Source organism: Streptomyces sp. NPDC047886 (genome assembly GCF_043204435.1).
Taxonomy (GTDB): Bacteria; Actinomycetota; Actinomycetes; order Streptomycetales; family Streptomycetaceae; genus Streptomyces.
On sequence record NZ_JBIDCF010000006.1, the window covers coordinates 146,605 to 165,288 of the forward strand.

19 protein-coding genes are annotated in these 18,684 nt (G+C 72.4%); 14 read left to right on the plus strand and 5 right to left on the minus strand.

The genetic code is table 11. From position 1 onward, the window contains the following. Positions 1 to 18: 18 nt before the first annotated feature. On the plus strand, positions 19 to 663 hold the full coding sequence (locus ACGF5U_RS21145) for a DJ-1/PfpI family protein (RefSeq protein WP_392711471.1): 645 nt from the start codon (positions 19 to 21) through the stop codon (positions 661 to 663). Between the two features lie 10 nt (positions 664 to 673). On the opposite strand, the gene ACGF5U_RS21150 is transcribed toward ACGF5U_RS21145, so the two are convergent. Beyond that, the gene (locus ACGF5U_RS21150; protein WP_392711472.1) at positions 674 to 1,429 is read right to left on the minus strand and encodes an enoyl-CoA hydratase/isomerase family protein; all 756 of its coding nucleotides are present in this window, start codon (positions 1,427 to 1,429) and stop codon (positions 674 to 676) included. Between the two features lie 257 nt (positions 1,430 to 1,686). On the opposite strand from ACGF5U_RS21150, the gene ACGF5U_RS21155 reads away from it, so the two are divergent. Beyond that, a complete protein-coding gene (locus tag ACGF5U_RS21155) occupies positions 1,687 to 2,343 on the plus strand; it encodes an HdeD family acid-resistance protein (protein ID WP_392711473.1) in 657 nt (218 codons plus the stop codon). Positions 2,344 to 2,472: 129 nt separating this feature from the next. Beyond that, positions 2,473 to 2,916, plus strand: coding sequence for an ATP-binding protein (locus ACGF5U_RS21160; RefSeq protein ID WP_392711901.1), 444 nt, complete (start codon positions 2,473 to 2,475; stop codon positions 2,914 to 2,916). A 63-nt stretch (positions 2,917 to 2,979) separates the two neighbouring features. Here ACGF5U_RS21160 and idi read toward each other — a convergent pair whose 3' ends face one another. From idi to galE, 4 genes are all read right to left on the minus strand, one after another. Next, positions 2,980 to 3,591, minus strand: a complete 612-nt coding sequence (gene idi / locus ACGF5U_RS21165; RefSeq protein ID WP_392711474.1) for an isopentenyl-diphosphate Delta-isomerase — start codon at positions 3,589 to 3,591, stop codon at positions 2,980 to 2,982. 111 nt (positions 3,592 to 3,702) lie between these two features. Then, positions 3,703 to 4,248 (minus strand): GNAT family N-acetyltransferase, encoded by a 546-nt coding sequence (locus tag ACGF5U_RS21170; protein WP_392711475.1) that lies wholly within the window; start codon positions 4,246 to 4,248, stop codon positions 3,703 to 3,705. Beyond that, positions 4,217 to 5,164 (minus strand): cation diffusion facilitator family transporter, encoded by a 948-nt coding sequence (locus tag ACGF5U_RS21175; RefSeq protein ID WP_392711476.1) that lies wholly within the window; start codon positions 5,162 to 5,164, stop codon positions 4,217 to 4,219. Before ACGF5U_RS21175 ends, ACGF5U_RS21170 begins: the two co-directional genes overlap by 32 nt. Positions 5,165 to 5,366: 202 nt before the next feature. Next, positions 5,367 to 6,350, minus strand: coding sequence for a UDP-glucose 4-epimerase GalE (gene galE / locus ACGF5U_RS21180; protein ID WP_392711478.1), 984 nt, complete (start codon positions 6,348 to 6,350; stop codon positions 5,367 to 5,369). A 261-nt stretch (positions 6,351 to 6,611) separates the two neighbouring features. Between galE and ACGF5U_RS21185 the strand changes: the two genes are divergently transcribed. The 11 genes from ACGF5U_RS21185 to ACGF5U_RS21235 all read left to right on the plus strand — a co-directional run bounded on the left by ACGF5U_RS21185 (position 6,612) and on the right by ACGF5U_RS21235 (position 18,553). Beyond that, on the plus strand, positions 6,612 to 8,516 hold the full coding sequence (locus ACGF5U_RS21185) for a DUF5941 domain-containing protein (protein ID WP_392711904.1): 1,905 nt from the start codon (positions 6,612 to 6,614) through the stop codon (positions 8,514 to 8,516). Further along, entirely contained in the window at positions 8,513 to 9,262 is a 750-nt protein-coding gene (locus ACGF5U_RS21190; RefSeq protein WP_392711479.1) for a sugar phosphate nucleotidyltransferase, read from the plus strand. The genes ACGF5U_RS21185 and ACGF5U_RS21190 overlap by 4 nt, the downstream gene beginning before the upstream one ends. Beyond that, positions 9,250 to 10,311 (plus strand): iron-containing alcohol dehydrogenase family protein, encoded by a 1,062-nt coding sequence (locus tag ACGF5U_RS21195; protein ID WP_392711480.1) that lies wholly within the window; start codon positions 9,250 to 9,252, stop codon positions 10,309 to 10,311. Before ACGF5U_RS21190 ends, ACGF5U_RS21195 begins: the two co-directional genes overlap by 13 nt. Beyond that, complete coding sequence (locus tag ACGF5U_RS21200) at positions 10,289 to 11,068, plus strand: CDP-alcohol phosphatidyltransferase family protein (protein ID WP_392711481.1); 780 nt, start codon at positions 10,289 to 10,291, stop codon at positions 11,066 to 11,068. The genes ACGF5U_RS21195 and ACGF5U_RS21200 overlap by 23 nt, the downstream gene beginning before the upstream one ends. Before the next feature lie 29 nt (positions 11,069 to 11,097). Next, on the plus strand, positions 11,098 to 11,970 hold the full coding sequence (locus ACGF5U_RS21205) for a glycosyltransferase family 2 protein (RefSeq protein ID WP_392711906.1): 873 nt from the start codon (positions 11,098 to 11,100) through the stop codon (positions 11,968 to 11,970). Between the two features lie 96 nt (positions 11,971 to 12,066). Continuing rightward, complete coding sequence (locus ACGF5U_RS21210; RefSeq protein WP_392711482.1) at positions 12,067 to 12,996, plus strand: ABC transporter permease; 930 nt, start codon at positions 12,067 to 12,069, stop codon at positions 12,994 to 12,996. After that, on the plus strand, positions 12,989 to 13,792 hold the full coding sequence (locus ACGF5U_RS21215; RefSeq protein WP_392711483.1) for an ABC transporter ATP-binding protein: 804 nt from the start codon (positions 12,989 to 12,991) through the stop codon (positions 13,790 to 13,792). Before ACGF5U_RS21210 ends, ACGF5U_RS21215 begins: the two co-directional genes overlap by 8 nt. A gap of 420 nt (positions 13,793 to 14,212) precedes the next feature. Further along, positions 14,213 to 15,118 carry a squalene synthase HpnC gene (gene hpnC / locus ACGF5U_RS21220; protein ID WP_392711484.1) on the plus strand — a complete coding sequence of 302 codons (906 nt, stop codon included), beginning with the start codon at positions 14,213 to 14,215 and terminating at the stop codon, positions 15,116 to 15,118. 26 nt (positions 15,119 to 15,144) lie between these two features. Further along, a complete protein-coding gene (gene hpnD, locus ACGF5U_RS21225; protein WP_392711908.1) occupies positions 15,145 to 16,065 on the plus strand; it encodes a presqualene diphosphate synthase HpnD in 921 nt (306 codons plus the stop codon). Beyond that, positions 16,065 to 17,456: a hydroxysqualene dehydroxylase HpnE gene (gene hpnE / locus ACGF5U_RS21230; protein WP_392711485.1), complete on the plus strand. Its 1,392-nt coding sequence runs from the start codon at positions 16,065 to 16,067 to the stop codon at positions 17,454 to 17,456. The genes hpnD and hpnE overlap by 1 nt, the downstream gene beginning before the upstream one ends. Further along, positions 17,453 to 18,553 (plus strand): polyprenyl synthetase family protein, encoded by a 1,101-nt coding sequence (locus ACGF5U_RS21235; RefSeq protein ID WP_392711487.1) that lies wholly within the window; start codon positions 17,453 to 17,455, stop codon positions 18,551 to 18,553. The genes hpnE and ACGF5U_RS21235 overlap by 4 nt, the downstream gene beginning before the upstream one ends. Positions 18,554 to 18,684 lie beyond the last annotated feature (131 nt).

Here is an 18,684-nt window from a genome sequence, read left to right on the forward strand (position 1 = left end):
CCGTCCGGAAGGAACCCCATGCAGATCGCCGTGCTCCTCTACGACCGGTTCACCTCGCTCGACGCCGTCGGCCCCTTCGAGCTGCTGAGCCGCCTGCCCGGCGCCGAGGCCGTGTTCGTCGCCAAGGAGACCGGATCCGTCCGCAACGACCAGGGCAACCTCGCGCTCACCGCCGACCGCGCCCTCGCCGAGGTGCGGAACCCCGACATCGTGCTGGTACCGGGCGGCCCCGGCTCGCGTCAGGCCATGCGCGACGAGGAGCTGCTCGACTGGCTCAGGGCGGCCGACCGGACCACCACCTGGACCACCTCCGTCTGCACCGGTTCGCTGGTCCTGGCGGGCGCGGGGCTGCTCACGGGGCGCCGCGCCACCTGCCACTGGCTGTCGCTGGACGACCTCACCGAGCACGGCGCCGAGCCGACCGGCGACCGGGTCGTGTTCGACGGCAAGTACGTGACGGCCGCCGGGGTCTCGTCCGGCATCGACATGGCGCTGCACCTGTTCGGCCGCATCGCGGGCGACACGGCCGCGCAGACCGTGCAGCTCCTCACCGAGTACGACCCGCAGCCGCCGTACGACGCGGGCTCCCCGGAGAAGGCGCCCGCCGACGTCGTGGCGTACTGGCGCCGCGAGGCGGAGAAGGTCGTCGCCGCCCGCGGGTGACCGGCCCGGCTCAGGGCGCCTTCGGTACCGCGTAGGTGAAGCGCGGCGCCCGGCGCTCCAGGAACGCGGCGACACCCTCCGCGGTGTCGCCGCTGCCGTGCGCCTGCTCCGCCCAGTACGCGTCCCGGTCGGTGCGGCCCGCCGCGAACTCCTTCGCCGCCGCCTGCGTCAGCTGCGACCGCGCCACCAGGACCCGGGCGAACTCGGCCACCCGTCCGGCCAGCTCGCCCGGCGGCAGCACCTCGTCCACGAACCCCGTGCGCAGCGCCCGCTCCGTATCGATCAACTCGCCGGAGAACAGGAGGTACTTGGCGGTGGACGGCCCCACCAGCGACACCAGCCGCCGGGTGGACGACGCGGGGTAGACGATGCCGAGCTTCGAAGGCGTCACCCCGAACAGCGCTCCCTCCTCCGCGAACCGCAGATCGCACGCGGCGGCCAGCTGGCTGCCGCCGCCCACGCAGTAGCCGCGCACCGCGGCCAGCGTCGGCTTGGGGAACGCGGCGAGCGCCTCCTCGGCGTGGACCGCGAGCGCCCGCTGCTCGTCACCCGGTTCGCTCAGCGTCGAGATGTCCGCGCCCGCGCAGAAGGTGGCGCCCTCACCGGTCAGCACCAGCGCCCGTACGGCGGGGTCGCCGGCCGGTCGCACCAGCAGCTCGGGCAGCTCACGCCACATCCCGGCGGTCATGGCGTTGCGCTTGTCGGGGTTGCTGATGACGACGGTGGCGACCCCGTCGTCGACGGTCAGCTTCAGCTGCGGCTCCATGCGCCGGATGCTATCCGCAGGCCCCGACCGTACGATCAGGAAGGGGGCGCCACGGAGAGCACGCGAGGGGGGCGACGCGGCAGCACGGAGGCGAGGCGCTGATGGCCGAGACCAACCCCGGCACACCTGGTGACCCCGGCAATCCCGGTAACCCCCGTAAACCCGGCAGCCCCGGCGCCTCTGGCCATCCCGGCACACCCGGTGGCCCCCGTAACCCCGGCGATCCCGGGACGCCCGGCACAGCCGGTATGCCCGGCATGCACGAGGCGCCCGGGACGCCCGACCACGTCCGGGAGGAGAGGAGGCTCCGCCGCAGCTTCGGCTGGCTGGCCTTCCTCGGCGTGATCCTGGTGCTCGGTGGTCTGGTCGGGCTCGTCTACACCGGTGTCGCCACCCTCACCACCATGCTGCTCTTCGGCTGGCTGCTGCTCGTCGGCGGCGCCGTGGGTCTGCTGCACGCCATCGAGTCGCGCGGCACCAGCTACTTCTGGCTGGCCGCGGTGGTCGCCGCGCTGAACATCGCCGCCGGGTTCGTCGTCATCCGCCACCCGGGCGAGTCGGCGGAGGCGCTGACGATGTTCGCCGCGCTGCTCTTCCTGACGGGCGGGGTGTTCCGGCTGGTGGGCAGCGTGGTCGTACGCGGCCCGCAGTTCGGCTGGACCCTGCTCCAGGGCGCGTTCGGCATCCTGCTGGGCCTGCTCGTGCTGTTCGACTGGCCGCGCAGCAGCCTGTACGTCCTCGGCACGTTCTTCTCGCTGGCGCTGCTCTTCGACGGGCTCGGGCTCATCGCCATCGGCGTCGGGGGCCGGCGGATCGTGAACATCGTCTCGGACCGGCTGGCGCCGCGGGAGGGGCGGGGATCCGACACCAGCCCGAAGAGTGCAGGAGACGATCCGAAGCGATCGGATGCATAAGTCAAGTCATCAGAAGGGGTCGCGACGCGCCTAAAGTTACTGACTTCTGGTCAGTAGCCCGAGGTGCGGGTCCCGGCCCCAACACTCGGTCGTGTGGCGACAATCGAGCACGAGGGTGAGAGCCGGACCATGGAGGGCCGCGGGAGCGTCCCGCCCCGGCCACCGTCGTACGAAGGGGTCTGGCGGTTCACCGCTCCCGCGGTGGACGAATCCGTACCGCGGGCCCGGCACGCCGTACGCGACCTGCTCGACCGGCAGGGCGTACCCGCCCGGGACGACATCGTCCAGGGGCTCCTGCTGATCGTGTCCGAGCTGGTGACCAACGCCGTACGGCACGCGGCCCTGCTCTCACCGGAGGTCGCCGTCGAGATCGCGATCGGCGCGGAGTGGATCAGGGCGTCCGTGGAGGACAACCACCCCTACCGGCCCAAGGCACTGGAGACCGACTCGGACCGGACCGGCGGGCGGGGACTGCTGCTCGTACGGGAGATCACCCGCGAGGCGGGCGGAGTGTGCGACGTCGAGCACACCGCCACCGGCGGCAAGATCATCTGGGCCGCACTGCCCCTGTGACTTCCCGGCGGCGCGCCCCGTGGCGCCCGGGCGACCCGCCCTCGCGAGTGGCGCGCGCCGCTGTCACCAGCCGCCGGCGGCGCCCGTCAGCTCCTTCACCGCCGGACGCGCGGCGTCGAGCACCGTCATGAACCAGGCCGAGAACGGCGCCGACGCGTGCCGCTCGGCCAGCTCGGACGCCGTCACGAACGCCGTCTCCTCGACCTCTTCCGGGTCGGGCCGCAGCGGCGCCTGCACCATGCCCACGAAGAGGTGGTTGTACTCCTGCTCCACCAGCCCCGACGCCGGGTCCGGGTGGTTGTAGCGCACCGTGCCCGCCTCGGCGAGCAGCGACGGGGAGACGCCCAGCTCCTCGAACGTCCGCCGGGCGGCCGCCGCGAACGGCGCCTCACCCGGATACGGGTGCCCGCAGCAGGTGTTCGACCAGACACCGGGGGAGTGGTACTTGCCCAGCGCCCTGCGCTGGATCAGCAGCCGGCCCTCCTCGTCGAAGAGGAACACGGAGAACGCCCGGTGCAGTTGCCCGGGCGCCTGATGGGCGGAGAGCTTCTCCGCCGTGCCGATGGTGTTGCCGTCCTCGTCGACCAGTTCGAGCAGGATCGTTGGCTGGCTACCGTTCGACTGCTGGCTACCGTTCGACGAGCTGGTGGCCGCGGTGGCTGGTGTGGTCGGCATAACCATCCTTCACATCGGTTCTCGGCCCTGTGGGGCAATGCTCAGTCTGCCGTACAAAAGCCGCTTGTCGGTACACCACACCCCCGTCGCCGACGGCGCCGACGGGCGGGATCAGACCCCGAACGCGGGCGGATAGTGGATCGTGCCCGCGGGCACCGGCGCCGAACCGCCCAGCACCAGCGCCATCATGGCCTCGTCCGGCACCGCGAAGGACGCCATGATCCCGTACCGGGACGCCGGGACGAAACCGAACATCGGGTAGTACTCCGGATGACCGAGTACGAGCACCAGTGCCTCGCCCCCGCGCCGCGCCGCCTCCAGCACCGCGCGCACCACCGCCTGACCAGCGCCCCGCCGCTGGTACGCCGGGTCCACGGCGACCGGCGCCAGCGCCGCCGCGGGAGCCTCCCCCACCCGGCACCGGGTGATCAGCGCGTGCGCGACGACCCTGCCGCCGGGTGCCTCGGCGACGTACGACAGACCCGTCAGCCACGCGGCCGGATCCTCGCGCAGGGCGTCCACCAGGTCCGCCTCCGCCCCCGTCGGGAACGCGGCCGCGTTCACGGCCCGCACCGCCGCCCGGTCGGCGCCGGTCTCGGGACGGGTGCGCCAGGACAGCGCCTCGTCAGTGGCAGAGTCCTGCCTCGTGTTCGGCATGTCCGCTCGGCTCCAGTTGGAAGGTGCAGTGCTCGACGTCGAAATGGTCCCCCAGGCAGCCCTGGAGTTCATGGAGCATCTTCTCGTGACCCACCGAGTCCAGGGCGCTCTGCTCCACCACGACGTGCGCGGAGAGCACCGGCATCCCCGAAGTGATCGTCCAGGCGTGCAGATCGTGCACGTCCCGCACCCCCGGCAGGGCCAGCAGATGCGCGCGCACCTCCGCCATGTCGACCCCCTTGGGCGCCGACTCCAGCAGGACGTCCAGGGTCTCGCGCAACAGCTTCACCGTGCGGGGCACGATCATCACCGCGATCACCAGTGAGGCGATCGGGTCCGCCCGCTGCCAGCCCGTCAGCAGGATGACACCCGCCGCGATCAGGACCGTCACCGAGCCGAGGGCGTCCGCCAGCACCTCCAGGTAGGCGCCGCGCACGTTGAGGCTCTCCTTCTGCCCCCGTACCAGCAGGGACAGCGACACCATGTTGGCGGCCAGACCGACCAGCGCGAACACGATCGCCAGGCCGCCCCTGGTCTCGGCGGGCGTGATGAACCGCTGCACCGCCTCGTACAGGACGTAACCGCCGGCGCCCAGCAGCAGCAGACAGTTCGCGAGCGCCGCCAGGATCTCGGCGCGCGCGTAGCCGAACGTGCGGTTCGGCGTCGCCGGACGGTTCGCGAAGTGGATCGCGAGCAGCGCCATGCCCAGCCCGACCGCGTCGGTCGCCATGTGCGTCGCGTCGGCGATCAGCGCGAGGGAGTCGGCGACGACACCGCCGACGATCTCCACCACCATCACGGAGAGCGTGATCGTCAGCGCGATCCGCAGCCGCCCCCGGTACGCGGCGGCGGCGGTCCCCGTCGGTGGCGGCCCGCCGTGCCCGTGCCCGTGTCCGTGGTCGTGCCCAGCCCCCATGAGGTCGCCTCCGGTCGTCACCCGTTGCCCGTCACACCGTACGGAACACCCGCACGGGTCGGCAGGAACCGCCGTACGAGTCCCGTGTGCGAGTTCCTGTACGAGCCGCAAGTGAACTACGGGTGGGGGGTATGGGCAAGCCGACGCTGAACACCGTTGTCAACTGCTCTGACCTGCAGGTTCAGGTCATGCGGTGGCCCGCTCAGTCGGCGCGGGCCCCGGGGTGGTGGTGCAGCCAGCCCTGCCAGGCCGACTCGACCATCTCCCGCACCCCCGCCGACGCCGTCCAGCCCAGCTCCTTGGCGATCCGCTCGACCGACGCCACGGCCTTCGCCGCGTCACCGGGCCGTCGCGCCTCCACCGCCGGTGCGAGACGGTGGCCGGTCACATCGGCGACCAGCGAGGCCAGCTCCCGTACCGAGACGCCCTCGCCTCGGCCGATGTTGAGCGTCAGCTCGCCGGGACCCTCCTGCTCCGCCAGCCGGCGCGCGACGGCGAGATGGGCCTCGGCGACATCGGCGACATGGATGTAGTCGCGGACACAGGTCCCGTCCGGCGTCGGATAGTCCGCCCCGAAGATCCTCGGCGCCTCACCGCGGGTCAGCCGGTCGAAGAACATCGGGATGATGTTGAACACACCCGTGTCCGCCAGCTCCGGCCGTGCCGCCCCCGCCACGTTGAAGTAGCGCAGGGAGGCGGTGGCCAGACCGTGGGCCCGGCCCGTCGCCCGCACCAGCCACTCACCCGCGAGCTTCGTCTCGCCGTACGGGTTGATCGGAACCGTCGGGGCGTCCTCACCGATCAGCTCCGCGTCCGGGACGCCGTACACCGCGGCCGACGACGAGAACAGGAACCGCCGCACACCGGCCGCGACCACGGCCTCCAGCAGGACCGTCAGCCCGTGCACGTTCTCCCGGTAGTAGCGCAGCGGCTGCTCGACCGACTCGCCGACCTGCTTCTTCGCCGCCAGGTGCACCACACCCGTCACGGCGTGCTCCGCCAGCGTGCGCCCGACCAGCTCACGGTCCGCCACGGACCCGCGCACCAGGGGTATGCCCGACGGCAGCCGCTCCGCGACACCCGACGACAGCTCGTCCAGGACGACGACCCGCTCTCCGGCCGCCGTCATGGCGTGGGCCACATGAGCGCCGATGTATCCCGCTCCGCCTGTGATCAGCCAAGTCATGGCGGTCAGCCTATGCCCTGCGTCGACGCGGTTTGTGGGCCGAGCGGGTGATCGACAATGATGATCTCGCCGCCGGACCCCCGGACGGCACGGCGGTCCCGACCCGGCCGGCCGACCCCGTCGGGCCGCCGGTGACGCCGGCGGAAACCTCGATGAGCTCCGGCTTCCGTTCATCCGATAGCCTCTGCCGACGTGCCGCCGCCCATGTCAGGGCCGAGCCGCCGCGCACCCAGCCCAGTCAGCGCCAAGGAGTGAGTCCGTCTGTCGACCGCCATCCTCACCGGTCCTCCGGTACCCGGATCGCCGCTCGAAGGCGATCTGCGGTCGCTGGGCTTCGACGTCCGCACCGCGGCGGACCCCGGCGACACCGGCACCCTGCTCGCCGCCGTCCCGGCCGCCGAGCGGGTCGCCCTGGTCGACCCGCGCTTCGTCGGCCATCCGCACGCGCTGCGGCTCACGCTGACCGACCCCCGCTTCCCCGCCGCCGCCGCACCCGGCGCCCTCACCGTCCAGCCGGAGGCCCGTCCGGCCCTGATCCGTGCCCTCACGGCCCTGAACACCCGGGACCCGGACGCGGACGACGGCACCGGCACGGACACCGGCGGTGAGCGAACGGCCCCGCGCGGCGCTCAGGACCCGTCCGGCGCCGCGACCGGAGCCGTACGCACGGTCACCAGCGTCCCCGAGACGCTCGCCGACGCGCTGGAGGCCGCCGGCACCGCCGTGCACCGCCCCGAGCTCGGCACGCTCGTCGCCGCCGTACCCGTCGACCCGCAGACCCGCAAGGAGACCCGGGACGCCGTCGAGGCCGTCGACGACGAGGCCGTACGCCTCCGCTCCGCCGTGAAGGCCCGCGACGGGTTCTTCACCACCTTCTTCATCAGCCCGTACTCGCGCTACATCGCCCGCTGGTGCGCCCGCCGGGGCCTCACCCCGAACCAGGTCACCACCGCGTCGCTGCTCACCGCCCTGATCGCGGCCGGCTGCGCGGCCACCGGCACCCGGGGCGGCTTCGTCGCCGCCGGACTGCTGCTCCTGGTCTCCTTCGTCCTGGACTGCACCGACGGGCAGCTCGCCCGCTACTCGCTGCGGTACTCCACGTTGGGCGCCTGGCTGGACGCCACGTTCGACCGGGCCAAGGAGTACGCCTACTACGCCGGTCTCGCCCTGGGCGCCGCCCGGAGCGGCGACGACGTATGGGCCCTCGCCCTCGGCGCGATGATCCTCCAGACCTGCCGGCACGTCGTGGACTTCTCCTTCAACGAGGCCAACCACGACGCCACCGCCGCCGGCAAGTCCGTCACCGGCACCCCCACCGCCGCCCTCTCCGTCCGCCTCGACAGCGTCGGCTGGACGGTCTGGGTCCGGCGCATGATCGTGCTGCCGATCGGCGAGCGCTGGGCGATGATCGCGGTCCTCACCGCGGTCGCCACCCCCCGCGTCGTCTTCTACGCCCTGCTGATCGGCTGCGCCTTCGCCGGCTGCTACACCACCGCCGGCCGCGTCCTGCGCTCGCTGACCCGCAAGGCCCGCCGGACCGAGCGGGCCGCCCGCGCCCTCGCGGACCTGGCCGACTCCGGGCCGATCGCCGAGGCCGTACGGGCCTGGCGTGGCCGCGCCTCGCGCACGTACCCCAACGCCCCGGTCCTCCTGGCGTTCTTCGCCGCCGCCGTGCTCGGCGGGGCCCTCGCCTCCGGTCGCGACGAGGCCGTACTCGCCGCCGCCGTCACCTACGCGCTGGTCTCCGGACTCGCCGTCGCCCAGCCCCTCACCGGCTCCCTCGACTGGCTCGTGCCCCCGCTGTTCCGGGCCGCCGAGTACCTCACGATCCTGATCCTCGCCGCCCGCTCCGAGGCCCCGGGGGCGCTCCCCGCGGCATTCGGCCTGGTCGGGGCCGTCGCCTACCATCACTACGACACGGTGTACCGCATCCGCGGCGGCACCGGCGCGCCGCCCGCCTGGCTGGTGCGGACGACCGGCGGACACGAGGGCCGGACGCTCGTGGTGGCGTTCCTGGCCGTCGTCCTCGGGACGGGGGACGACCGGTTCACCATCGCGCTCACCGTCATCGCGGTGGCCGTGGCGCTGGTGGTGCTCGCGGAGTCCATCCGCTTCTGGGTGTCCTCCGGAGCACCCGCAGTACACGACGAAGGAGAACCCGCATGATCGGCCTTGTACTGGCAGCCGGTGCCGGACGGCGTCTGCGCCCCTACACCGACACGCTCCCGAAGGCCCTCGTGCCGGTGGACCCCGCGGGAGACGGTTCGACCACCGTCCTCGACCTGACCCTCGGCAACTTCGCCGAGGTCGGCCTCACCGAGGCCGCGATCGTCGTCGGCTACCGCAAGGAGGCCGTGTACGAGCGCAAGGCCGCCCTGGAGGCCGCGTACGGGGTCAAGCTCCACCTGATCGACAACGACAAGGCCGAGGAGTGGAACAACGCCTACTCCCTGTGGTGCGCCCGTGACGTCCTGAAGGAGGGCGTCATCCTCGCCAACGGCGACACGGTGCACCCGGTCTCCGTCGAGCGGACCCTCCTGGACGCGCGGGGCGGCGACCAGAAGATCATCCTCGCCCTCGACACGGTGAAGAGCCTCGCCGACGAGGAGATGAAGGTCATCACCGAGGACGCCCTCGGTGTCCGCCGCATCACCAAGCTCATGGACCCCGCCACCGCCACCGGCGAGTACATCGGGGTCACCCTCATCGAGCCGTCGGCCGCCGACGACCTCGCCGACGCGCTGAGGACCACCTTTGAGCGCGACCCCGACCTCTACTACGAGGACGGCTACCAGGAGCTCGTCGACCGCGGCTTCCGGATCGACGTGGCACCCATCGGCGACGTCAAGTGGGTCGAGATCGACAACCACGACGACCTCGCGAAGGGCCGTGAGATCGCGTGCCTGTACTGACCCGGCTCATCCCCTCGCCGGTCGTCGTCGACATCAGCGGCGGAGCGACGGACAAGCTGGCCGGTCTCCTGGCCGACCAGCGGATCTCCGCCTCCGGCAAGCTCGCCATGGCCATCAGCAACGGCTCGGGCCGGGCCCTGCGCGAGAAGCTCGCGCCGCTCCTGCCCGACGCCGACTGGTACACGGTCGCCGACGGCACCATCGACTCCGCCGTCCGGCTCGCCGACGCCATCCGGGGCAAGCGGTACGACGCCGTGGTCGGGCTCGGCGGCGGCAAGATCATCGACGTGACGAAGTACGCGGCGGCGCGGGTCGGCCTGCCCATGGTCGCCGTCGCGACCAACCTCTCCCACGACGGCATCTGCTCGCCCATCTCCACGCTCGACAACGACAACGGCCGCGGCTCGTACGGCGTCCCCTCGCCGATCGCCATGGTCATCGACCTCGACGTGATCCGGGACGCGCCCGCGCGGTTCGTGCGCTCCGGCATCGGCGAGGCCATCTCCAACATCTCCGCGATCGCCGACTGGCAGCTCTCCCACCGGATCAACGGCGAGAGCGTCGACGGTCTGGCGGCCGCCATGGCCCGCACCGCCGGCGAGTCCGTGCTCCGCCACCCCGGCGGCGTCGGCGACGACGAGTTCCTCGTCGTCCTCGCCGAGGCGCTCGTCCTGGGCGGCATCGCCATGTCGATCAGCGGCGACAGCCGGCCGTCGTCCGGCGCCTGCCACGAGATCAGCCACGCCTTCGACCTGCTGTACCCCCAGCGCGCCGCGCTCCACGGCGAGCAGTGCGGGCTCGGCGCCGCCTTCGCGATGCACCTGCGGGGCGCGGCCGACGAGGCGGGGCTCTTCGCCGAGGTGCTCCGCCGCCACGGCCTGCCGGTGTTGCCCGAGGAGATCGGGTTCACCGCCGACGAGTTCGTCGCCACCGTGGCGTACGCGCCGCAGACCCGCCCCGGGCGCTTCACGATCCTGGAACACCTCGACCTGTCCACCCATCAGATCAGGGATGCGTACGCCGACTATGCCAAAGCCATCGGTAGCTGAGCTCCGCCCCGTCGTCCACCCCCCGGGTGTGAAGGACCGGCGCAGCGGTGAGCACTGGGGCGGCCGCCTCTACATGCGCGAGATCTCGCTGCGCGTGACCCGGCACCTGGTGAACACGAGGGTCACCCCGAACCAGCTGACGTACGTGATGACCGTCGCCGGCGTGCTCGCCGCCCCGGCCCTGCTGGTCCCCGGCATCCCCGGTGCGCTGCTCGGCGTGCTCATGGTGCAGCTGTACCTGCTGCTCGACTGCGTCGACGGCGAGGTCGCCCGCTGGAAGAAGCAGTTCTCGCTCGGCGGGGTGTACCTGGACCGGGTCGGCGCCTATCTGTGCGACGCGGCGGTCCTGGTCGGCCTCGGCCTGCGCGGCGCCGACCTGTGGGGCGGCGGCCGGATCGACTGGCTGTGGGCCTTCCTCGGCACCCTCGCCGCGCTCGGCGCCATCCTGATCAAGGCGGAGACCGACCTCGTGGCCGTCGCCCGGCACCAGGGCGGCCTGCCGCCGGTCAAGGAGGCGGCGTCCGAGCCGCGCTCGTCCGGTATGGCGCTGGCCCGCAGGGCCGCCGCCGCGCTCAAGTTCCACCGGCTCGTCCTGGGCATCGAGGCGTCCCTGCTCATCCTGCTCACGGCGGTCCTGGACGCCGCCCGGGGCGACCTCTTCTTCACCCGCCTCGCCATCGCCGTCCTCGCCGGTATCGCGCTCCTCCAGACACTGCTGCACCTGGTGTCGATCCTCGCGTCGAGCAGGCTGCGGTGAGCGGCGTGACCGAGGGTGAGGCCAAGGGCATGAAGCTCGGCGCCGTCATCATCACCATGGGCAACCGCCCCGACGACCTCAACGCCCTCATCGAGTCCGTCGCCCGGCAGGACGGCGAGCCCGTCGAGGTCGTCGTCGTCGGCAACGGCGCCCCCGTCAGGGGCGTCCCCGGCTGGGTCCGCACCGTCGACCTGCCCGAGAACCTGGGCATCCCCGGCGGCCGCAACGTCGGCATCGAGGCGTTCGGTCCCGGCGGCACCGACGTGGACGCCCTGCTGTTCCTGGACGACGACGGCCTGCTGGCGAACAAGGACACCGCGGAACTGGTCCGCCAGGCGTTCGCCGCCGACCCGGCTCTCGGCATCGTCAGCTTCCGCATCGCGGACCCGGACACCGGGGAGACCCAGCGCCGGCACGTACCGCGGCTGCGGGCCTCCGACCCGATGCGCTCCTCGCGCGTGACCACCTTCCTCGGCGGCGCCAACGCCGTCCGTACGAAGGTGTTCGCCGAGGTCGGCGGGCTCCCGGACGAGTTCTTCTACGCCCATGAGGAGACCGACCTCGCCTGGCGGGCGCTGGACGCCGGATGGATGATCGACTACCGGTCCGACATGGTGCTCCTGCATCCGACGACCGCGCCGTCCCGGCACGCCGTCTACCACCGGATGGTCGCCCGCAACCGGGTCTGGCTGGCGCGCCGCAACCTGCCCGTGCCGCTGGTGCCCGTGTACCTGGGCGTGTGGCTGCTGCTCACGCTGCTCCGGCGTCCGTCGGGGGCGGCGCTGAAGGCCTGGTTCGGCGGGTTCAGGGAGGGGTGGACGACGCCCTGCGGACCGAGGCGGCCCATGAAGTGGCGTACCGTGTGGCGACTGACGAGACTGGGTCGCCCTCCCGTCATCTGACACGCTCGGATCTGAGAGCATCGGCGTACCCGGGCCCGGCCGCCATCCGACCCGCGCCTTCACCGCCCCGCATCTTGAACACGAAAGTTTCAACTTGTGAGTGAGACAACCCACGACGCAGCGATCGCCGTGAGCGCCCCTCCCACTCCGGACGACGACCTGACTCCGGCGGAGCTGGCCGCCAAGTACGGCCTGTCGGTGAGCGGTGCCCGGCCGGGGCTCATCGAGTACGTCCGGCAGCTGTGGGGACGGCGCCACTTCATCCTCACCTTCTCGCGGGCGAAGATCACCGCCCAGTACAGCCAGGCCAAGCTGGGCCAGCTGTGGCAGGTGGCGACGCCGCTGCTGAACGCCGGTGTCTACTTCCTGATCTTCGGGCTGATCCTGAACGCGGGCCGGGGCATGCCGAAGGAGGTCTACATCCCCTTCCTGGTGACGGGCGTCTTCGTCTTCACCTTCACCCAGACCTCCGTGATGTCCGGCGTGCGGTCGATCTCGGGCAACCTGGGTCTGGTGCGGGCCCTGCACTTCCCGCGCGCCTCGCTGCCCATCTCCTTCGCGCTCCAGCAGCTCCAGCAGCTGCTGTACTCGATGATCGTGCTGTTCGTCATCGTGGCCGCGTTCGGCAGCTACCCGTCGCTCAGCTGGCTGCTGATCGTGCCCGCGCTGGCCCTGCAGTTCGTGTTCAACACGGGCCTCGCCCTGATCATGGCCCGCCTCGGCAGCAAGACACCGGACCTGGCGCAGCTGATGCCGTTCGTCATGCGGACCTGGATGTACGCGTCCGGCGTCATGTTCTCCATCCCGGTGATGCTGAAGGACAAGCCCGCGTGGATCGCGGACATCCTGATGTACAACCCGGCGGCGATCTTCATGGACCTCGTCCGCTTCGCGCTCATCGACGGATACGGCTCGTCCAACCTCCCGGCGCATGTCTGGCTCTCCGGGCTGCTCTGGGCCCTCGCCGTGGGCGCCGCCGGGTTCGTGTACTTCTGGAAGGCTGAGGAGCGGTACGGCCGTGGCTGACGACAGGAAGAGTTCGCTCGCCGCCGGTGGTGCCCGGATCCCCACCGTCATCGCCGACGACGTCCACATCGTGTACCGGGTCAACGGCGGAGTCACCGGCCGGGGCAGCGCCACGGCCGCCCTCAGCCGGATCGTCGGCCGTGACAAGGGCGAGTCGCGGGGCGTGCGCAAGGTCCACGCCGTGCGCGGCGTCTCCTTCACCGCGTACCGGGGCGAGGCCATCGGCCTCATCGGCACCAACGGCTCCGGCAAGTCCACCCTGCTGCGGGCCATCGCCGGTCTGCTGCCCACCGAGAAGGGCCGCGTCTACACCGACGGCCAGCCCTCGCTGCTCGGCGTCAACGCGGCGCTGATGGGCGATCTGACCGGTGAGCGCAACGTCATCCTCGGCGGTCTCGCCATGGGGATGTCGCGCGAGGAGATCCGCGAGCGCTACCAGGGCATCGTCGACTTCTCCGGCATCAACGAGAAGGGCGACTTCATCACGCTGCCCATGCGGACCTACTCCTCCGGCATGGGCGCCCGGCTCCGGTTCGCCATCGCCGCGGCCAAGGACCACGACGTCCTGATGATCGACGAGGCGCTGGCCACCGGCGACGCCAAGTTCCGGGTCCGCTCCGAGGCCCGTATCCGGGAGCTGCGCAAGGAGGCCGGGACGGTCTTCCTGGTCAGCCACAGCAACCAGTCGATCCGCGACACCTGCGACCGGGTGCTATGGCTGGAACGCGGCGAACTGCTGATGGACGGCCCCACCGAAGAGGTCCTCAGGGCGTACGAGAGGGAGACCGGCAGGTAGCCGGTGGGCCGGCGCCGTGAACCGCGCCGGCCGGACCCGCGACCCGCGCCGGGCGTCGGCGCGGGCTCCCGCACGGCCGTACCGGCGCACCGGCGCCCGGACGGGTCAAGTCGCGTGCGCTTGCGGGGTGTTGGCGGGACGGCCGGTGCCGAGCCGCGGCGCGGCCCCGCGTGTGACACCCCCGGGCGGTCCCGATCGTTGTACAACGTAAGCTGGACCGGTTCTGATTCGCGGCAAGTGCGGCGAAAGCTCCTGCGCCGGTCACCCGGCCGCCGAGCGGTCGTGCCCCTCCGGAGGACCGGCGGCGTGTCCGAAATGGGATGTATTGGTTCGGCAGTGTAGAACGGGAGACGTGACGGCTATGACGGTGAATCTCCAGCTCCGCGAGGGTCCCGCCGTCCCCGCGCCGGGCAGCGGGCAGTGACAGGTCCTCGCCAGGCGCGCCCCGACGCCTCCTCGCGCGCCACCCTCGACAAGGCGACGGACGAGAACTTCCCCGTCGCCCCCTTCTTCCTGCCCCGCGCCTGGCGCGCCGATCTCATGGCGATCTACGGCTACGCCCGCCTCGTGGACGACATCGGCGACGGCGACCTCGCGCCCGGCGGCGCCGACGCCCGCCACCTGGGGGCCGACGGGGAGACGGACAGGGTCGCCCTGCTCGACGCGTTCGAGGCCGACCTGCGGCGCGTCTTCGACGGCACCCCGGCGCACCCGCTGCTGCGCGCCCTGCGGCCCACCGTACGGCGCCATGGGCTCACCCCCGAGCCGTTCATCGGCCTGATCGCCGCGAACCGGCAGGACCAGCTGGTCCGGCGCTACGAGACGTACGACGACCTGCTCGCCTACTGCGAACTGTCCGCCAACCCCGTCGGCCGGCTCGTCCTCGCCGTCACGGGCACCGCGACCCCCGAGCGGAACCGTCTCTCCGACGCCGTGTGCACCGCGCTCCAGATCGTGGAACACCTCCAGGACGTCACCGAGGACCTCGCCCGCGACCGGATCTACCTGCCCGCCGACGACATGAAGCGGTTCCACGTCACCGAGGACGACCTCGCCCGGCCCAGCGCGGGCGCCGCGGTGCGCGCCCTGGTCGCGTACGAGGCCGAACGTGCCCGGCGGCTGCTGAATGAAGGCACCCCGCTGGTGGGTAGCGTCCACGGCAGGCTCCGGCTGCTGCTCGCCGGATTCGTCGCCGGGGGGCACGCCGCCCTCGACGCGATCGCCGCGGCCGGTCACGACGTCCTGCCCGGACCCCCCAGACCCACGAAGCCGACCCTGCTCCGCGAGGTGGCAACGGTGTTGCGAAGAGCGCGTAGAGAGGGGTGAACGGGATCGTGGAGACACAGACGGACATGTCGGCGCCGGTACAGGCCGCATACAGCTACTGCGAGGCCGTCACCGGACAGCAGGCCCGCAACTTCGCCTACGGCATCCGGCTGCTGCCGACCGAGAAGCGGCAGGCCATGTCGGCGCTGTACGCCTTCTCCCGCCGGGTGGACGACATCGGCGACGGCGCGCTCGACCCGGGCGCCAAGAAGGACCGGCTCACCGCCACCCGGGAGATCCTCGACCGCATCCGCCACGGCGCCGTCGCCGACGACGACACCGACCCCGTGGCCGTGGCGCTCGCCGACGCCGCACGCCGCTTCCCGCTGCCCCTCGACGGCCTCGACGAGCTCATCGACGGCGTCCTCATGGACGTGCGCGGCGAGACCTACGAGACCTGGGACGAACTCAAGGTGTACTGCCGGTGCGTCGCCGGCGCCATCGGACGCCTCTCGCTCGCCGTCTTCGGCACCCTGCCCGGAGCACGCGGCGCCGAACGCGCCGCCGAGTACGCCGACACCCTCGGCCTCGCCCTCCAACTCACCAACATCCTCAGGGACGTACGCGAGGACGCGGCCAACGGACGCACCTACCTCCCCGCCGACGACCTCGCCAAGTTCGGCTGCTCCGACGGGTTCCACGCCAAAACCGCACCCGCCGGAGCCGACTTCGCGGGTCTCGTCCGCTACGAAGTCCGGCGCGCCAGGGCCCTGTTCGCCGAGGGCTACCGCATCCTGCCCATGCTCGACCGGCGCAGCGGCGCCTGCGTCGCCGCCATGGCGGGCATCTACCGCCGTCTCCTCGACCGCATCGAACGGGAACCCGACGCCGTCCTGCGTGGCCGGGTCTCGCTGCCCGGCCGGGAGAAGGCGTACGTCGCCGTGCGCGGCCTGTCCGGACTCGACGCCCGCACCGTCTCCCGGCAGAGCGTCAGGAGGCGCGCCTGATGGAACGTCACGAGCACGGCGCCGCCCGGAGCCACGCCGTCGTCGTCGGCGGCGGCCTCGCCGGGATCACCGCCGCACTGCGCCTGGCCGGCGCGGGGACGCGGGTCACCCTCGTCGAAGGCCGGCCCCGCCTCGGCGGGCTCGCCTTCTCGTTCCGGCGCGGCGACCTCACCGTCGACAACGGCCAGCACGTCTACCTGCGCTGCTGCACCGCGTACCGCTGGTTCCTCGACCGGATCGGCGGCGCCGCGCTGGCACCGCTCCAGAAGCGGCTCGACGTACCCGTCCTGGACGTCGCCCACCCGCGCGGCCCCCGGCTCGGCCGGCTGCGCCGCACCGCCCTGCCCGTACCGCTCCACCTCGCCGCCAGCCTCGCCTCCTATCCGCACCTCTCCCTCGCCGAGCGCGCGAGCGTCGGCCGCGCCGCGCTCGCCCTCAGGTCCCTCGACCCCGCCGACCCCGCGCTCGACGCCGTCGACTTCGGCAGCTGGCTCGCCCGGCACGGCCAGTCGCCCCGCGCCGTCGAGGCGCTGTGGGACCTCGTCGGCATCGCCACACTGAACGCCACCGCACCGCGCGCCTCCCTGGGGCTCGCCGCGATGGTCTTCAAGACCGGCCTCCTGTCCGACCCGGGCGCCGCCGACATCGGCTGGGCCCACGTCCCCCTCGGCGACCTGCACGACACCCTCGCCCGCAAGGCCCTGGACGAGCTCGGCGTCCGCACCGAGCTGCGCACCAAGGCCCATTCCGTCTCCCGTACCGAGAACGGCCGCTGGACCGTACGGGTGCCCGGCGGCACCATCGACGCGGACAGCGTCGTCCTCGCCGTGCCGCAGCGCGAGACCCACGGGCTGCTGCCCGCCGGCGCGCTCGACGACCCGGACGGACTGTTGAGGATCGGCACCGCGCCGATCCTCAACATCCACGTGCTGTACGACAGGACCGTGCTGCGCCGCCCGTTCTTCACCGCCCTCGGCTCACCCGTCCAGTGGGTGTTCGACCGTACGGACGCCTCGGGGTACCGGGACGGCCAGTACCTGGCCCTGTCCCAGTCCGCCGCCGAGGACGAGATCGACGAACCCGTCGCCGTCCTGCGCGAAAGGTACCTGCCTGAGCTGGAGCGGCTCCTGCCGGCCACGCGCGGCGCGAAGGTACGGGACTTCTTCGTCACCCGGGAGCGGACAGCGACGTTCGCCCCCACGCCCGGTGTCGGACGGCTCCGCCCCGGAGCCCGCACGAACACACCCGGCCTCTACCTGGCCGGCGCGTGGACCGACACCGGCTGGCCCGCCACCATGGAGAGCGCGGTGCGCAGCGGCGTCTCCGCCGCGGACGCCGCGCTCTCGGCGCTCGGCCGCCCCCAAGAACACCCGCTCGAGGAGGCGGCATGAGCCTGAGTACTGGAACCAGAGGAGAGACCGTGCCGACTGTGCCCCCGGTGAACCCGGCCGTCGACACCGCGGACGTCGCCGCGCTGCTGGAGCGAGGGCGGACCCTGTCCACCCCGGTCCTGCGCGCGGCCGTGGACCGGCTCGCGCCGCCCATGAACACCGTCGCGGCCTACCACTTCGGCTGGATCGACGCCCAGGGCCGCCCCGCCGACGGAGACAGCGGCAAGGCCGTACGCCCCGCCCTCGCCCTGCTGTCCGCCGAGGCGGCCGGGGTGCCGGCCGAGGTCGGGGTGCCCGGTGCGGTGGCCGTGGAACTGGTGCACAACTTCTCGCTGCTGCACGACGACCTGATGGACGGCGACGAGCAGCGCCGCCACCGCGACACCGTCTGGAAGGTGCACGGCCCCGCCCAGGCCATCCTCGTCGGCGACGCCCTGTTCGCCCTCGCCAACGAGATCCTGCTGGAGCTCGGCACCGTCGAGGCGGGCCGCGCCACCCGCCGGCTGACCACCGCCACGCGCAAGCTCATCGACGGCCAGGCCCAGGACATCTCCTACGAGCACCGCGAGCGGGTCACCGTCGAGGAGTGCCTGGAGATGGAGGGCAACAAGACCGGCGCCCTGCTGGCCTGCGCCGTCTCCATCGGCGCGGTGCTCGGCGGCGCCGACGACCGCACCGCCGACACCCTGGAGGAGTACGGCTACCACCTCGGGCTCGCCTTCCAGGCCGTGGACGACCTCCTCGGCATCTGGGGCGACCCCGAGTCGACGGGCAAGCAGACCTGGAGCGACCTGCGCCAGCGCAAGAAGTCCCTCCCGGTCGTCGCCGCGCTCGCCGCCGGCGGACCCGCGTCCCACAGGCTCGGCGAGCTGCTCACCGCCGACGCCAAGAGCAGCGACCTGGCGAACTTCTCCGAGGAGGAGTTCGCCACCCGTGCCGCTCTCATCGAGGAGGCCGGCGGCCGTGAGTGGACCTCCGAGGAGGCCCGCCGCCAGCACGCCATCGCCGTCGGAGCGCTCGACCGCGTCGACATGCCGAGCCGGGTGCGGGCGCAGCTGACCGCGCTCGCCGACTTCGTCGTCGTACGAAAGAGATGATCACTATCGCCCGCATATGAGTTCGCGGTCGCGGGGGGGGGGGCCCCCCGGCCCCCCCCCCCCCCCCCCCCCCCCCCCCCCCCAACCCCCCCCAACACCCCCCCCCCCCCCACCACACCCCCCCCCCCCCC

What these genes read in the sequence shown, in the direction of transcription:
- ACGF5U_RS21190 (WP_392711479.1), top strand. Translation starts at nt 8,513, where the DNA reads ATGATCGGCCTTGTACTGGCAGCCGGTGCCGGACGGCGTCTGCGCCCC.
- ACGF5U_RS21200 (WP_392711481.1), top strand. Translation starts at nt 10,289, where the DNA reads ATGCCAAAGCCATCGGTAGCTGAGCTCCGCCCCGTCGTCCACCCCCCG.
- idi (WP_392711474.1), bottom strand. Translation starts at nt 3,591, where the DNA reads ATGCCGACCACACCAGCCACCGCGGCCACCAGCTCGTCGAACGGTAGC.
- ACGF5U_RS21145 (WP_392711471.1), top strand. Translation starts at nt 19, where the DNA reads ATGCAGATCGCCGTGCTCCTCTACGACCGGTTCACCTCGCTCGACGCC.
- ACGF5U_RS21205 (WP_392711906.1), top strand. Translation starts at nt 11,098, where the DNA reads ATGAAGCTCGGCGCCGTCATCATCACCATGGGCAACCGCCCCGACGAC.
- ACGF5U_RS21175 (WP_392711476.1), bottom strand. Translation starts at nt 5,164, where the DNA reads ATGGGGGCTGGGCACGACCACGGACACGGGCACGGGCACGGCGGGCCG.
- ACGF5U_RS21155 (WP_392711473.1), top strand. Translation starts at nt 1,687, where the DNA reads ATGCACGAGGCGCCCGGGACGCCCGACCACGTCCGGGAGGAGAGGAGG.
- ACGF5U_RS21170 (WP_392711475.1), bottom strand. Translation starts at nt 4,248, where the DNA reads ATGCCGAACACGAGGCAGGACTCTGCCACTGACGAGGCGCTGTCCTGG.
- ACGF5U_RS21235 (WP_392711487.1), top strand. Translation starts at nt 17,453, where the DNA reads ATGAGCCTGAGTACTGGAACCAGAGGAGAGACCGTGCCGACTGTGCCC.
- galE (WP_392711478.1), bottom strand. Translation starts at nt 6,350, where the DNA reads ATGACTTGGCTGATCACAGGCGGAGCGGGATACATCGGCGCTCATGTG.
- hpnD (WP_392711908.1), top strand. Translation starts at nt 15,145, where the DNA reads ATGTCGGCGCCGGTACAGGCCGCATACAGCTACTGCGAGGCCGTCACC.
- ACGF5U_RS21150 (WP_392711472.1), bottom strand. Translation starts at nt 1,429, where the DNA reads ATGGAGCCGCAGCTGAAGCTGACCGTCGACGACGGGGTCGCCACCGTC.
- hpnE (WP_392711485.1), top strand. Translation starts at nt 16,065, where the DNA reads ATGGAACGTCACGAGCACGGCGCCGCCCGGAGCCACGCCGTCGTCGTC.
- ACGF5U_RS21160 (WP_392711901.1), top strand. Translation starts at nt 2,473, where the DNA reads ATGGAGGGCCGCGGGAGCGTCCCGCCCCGGCCACCGTCGTACGAAGGG.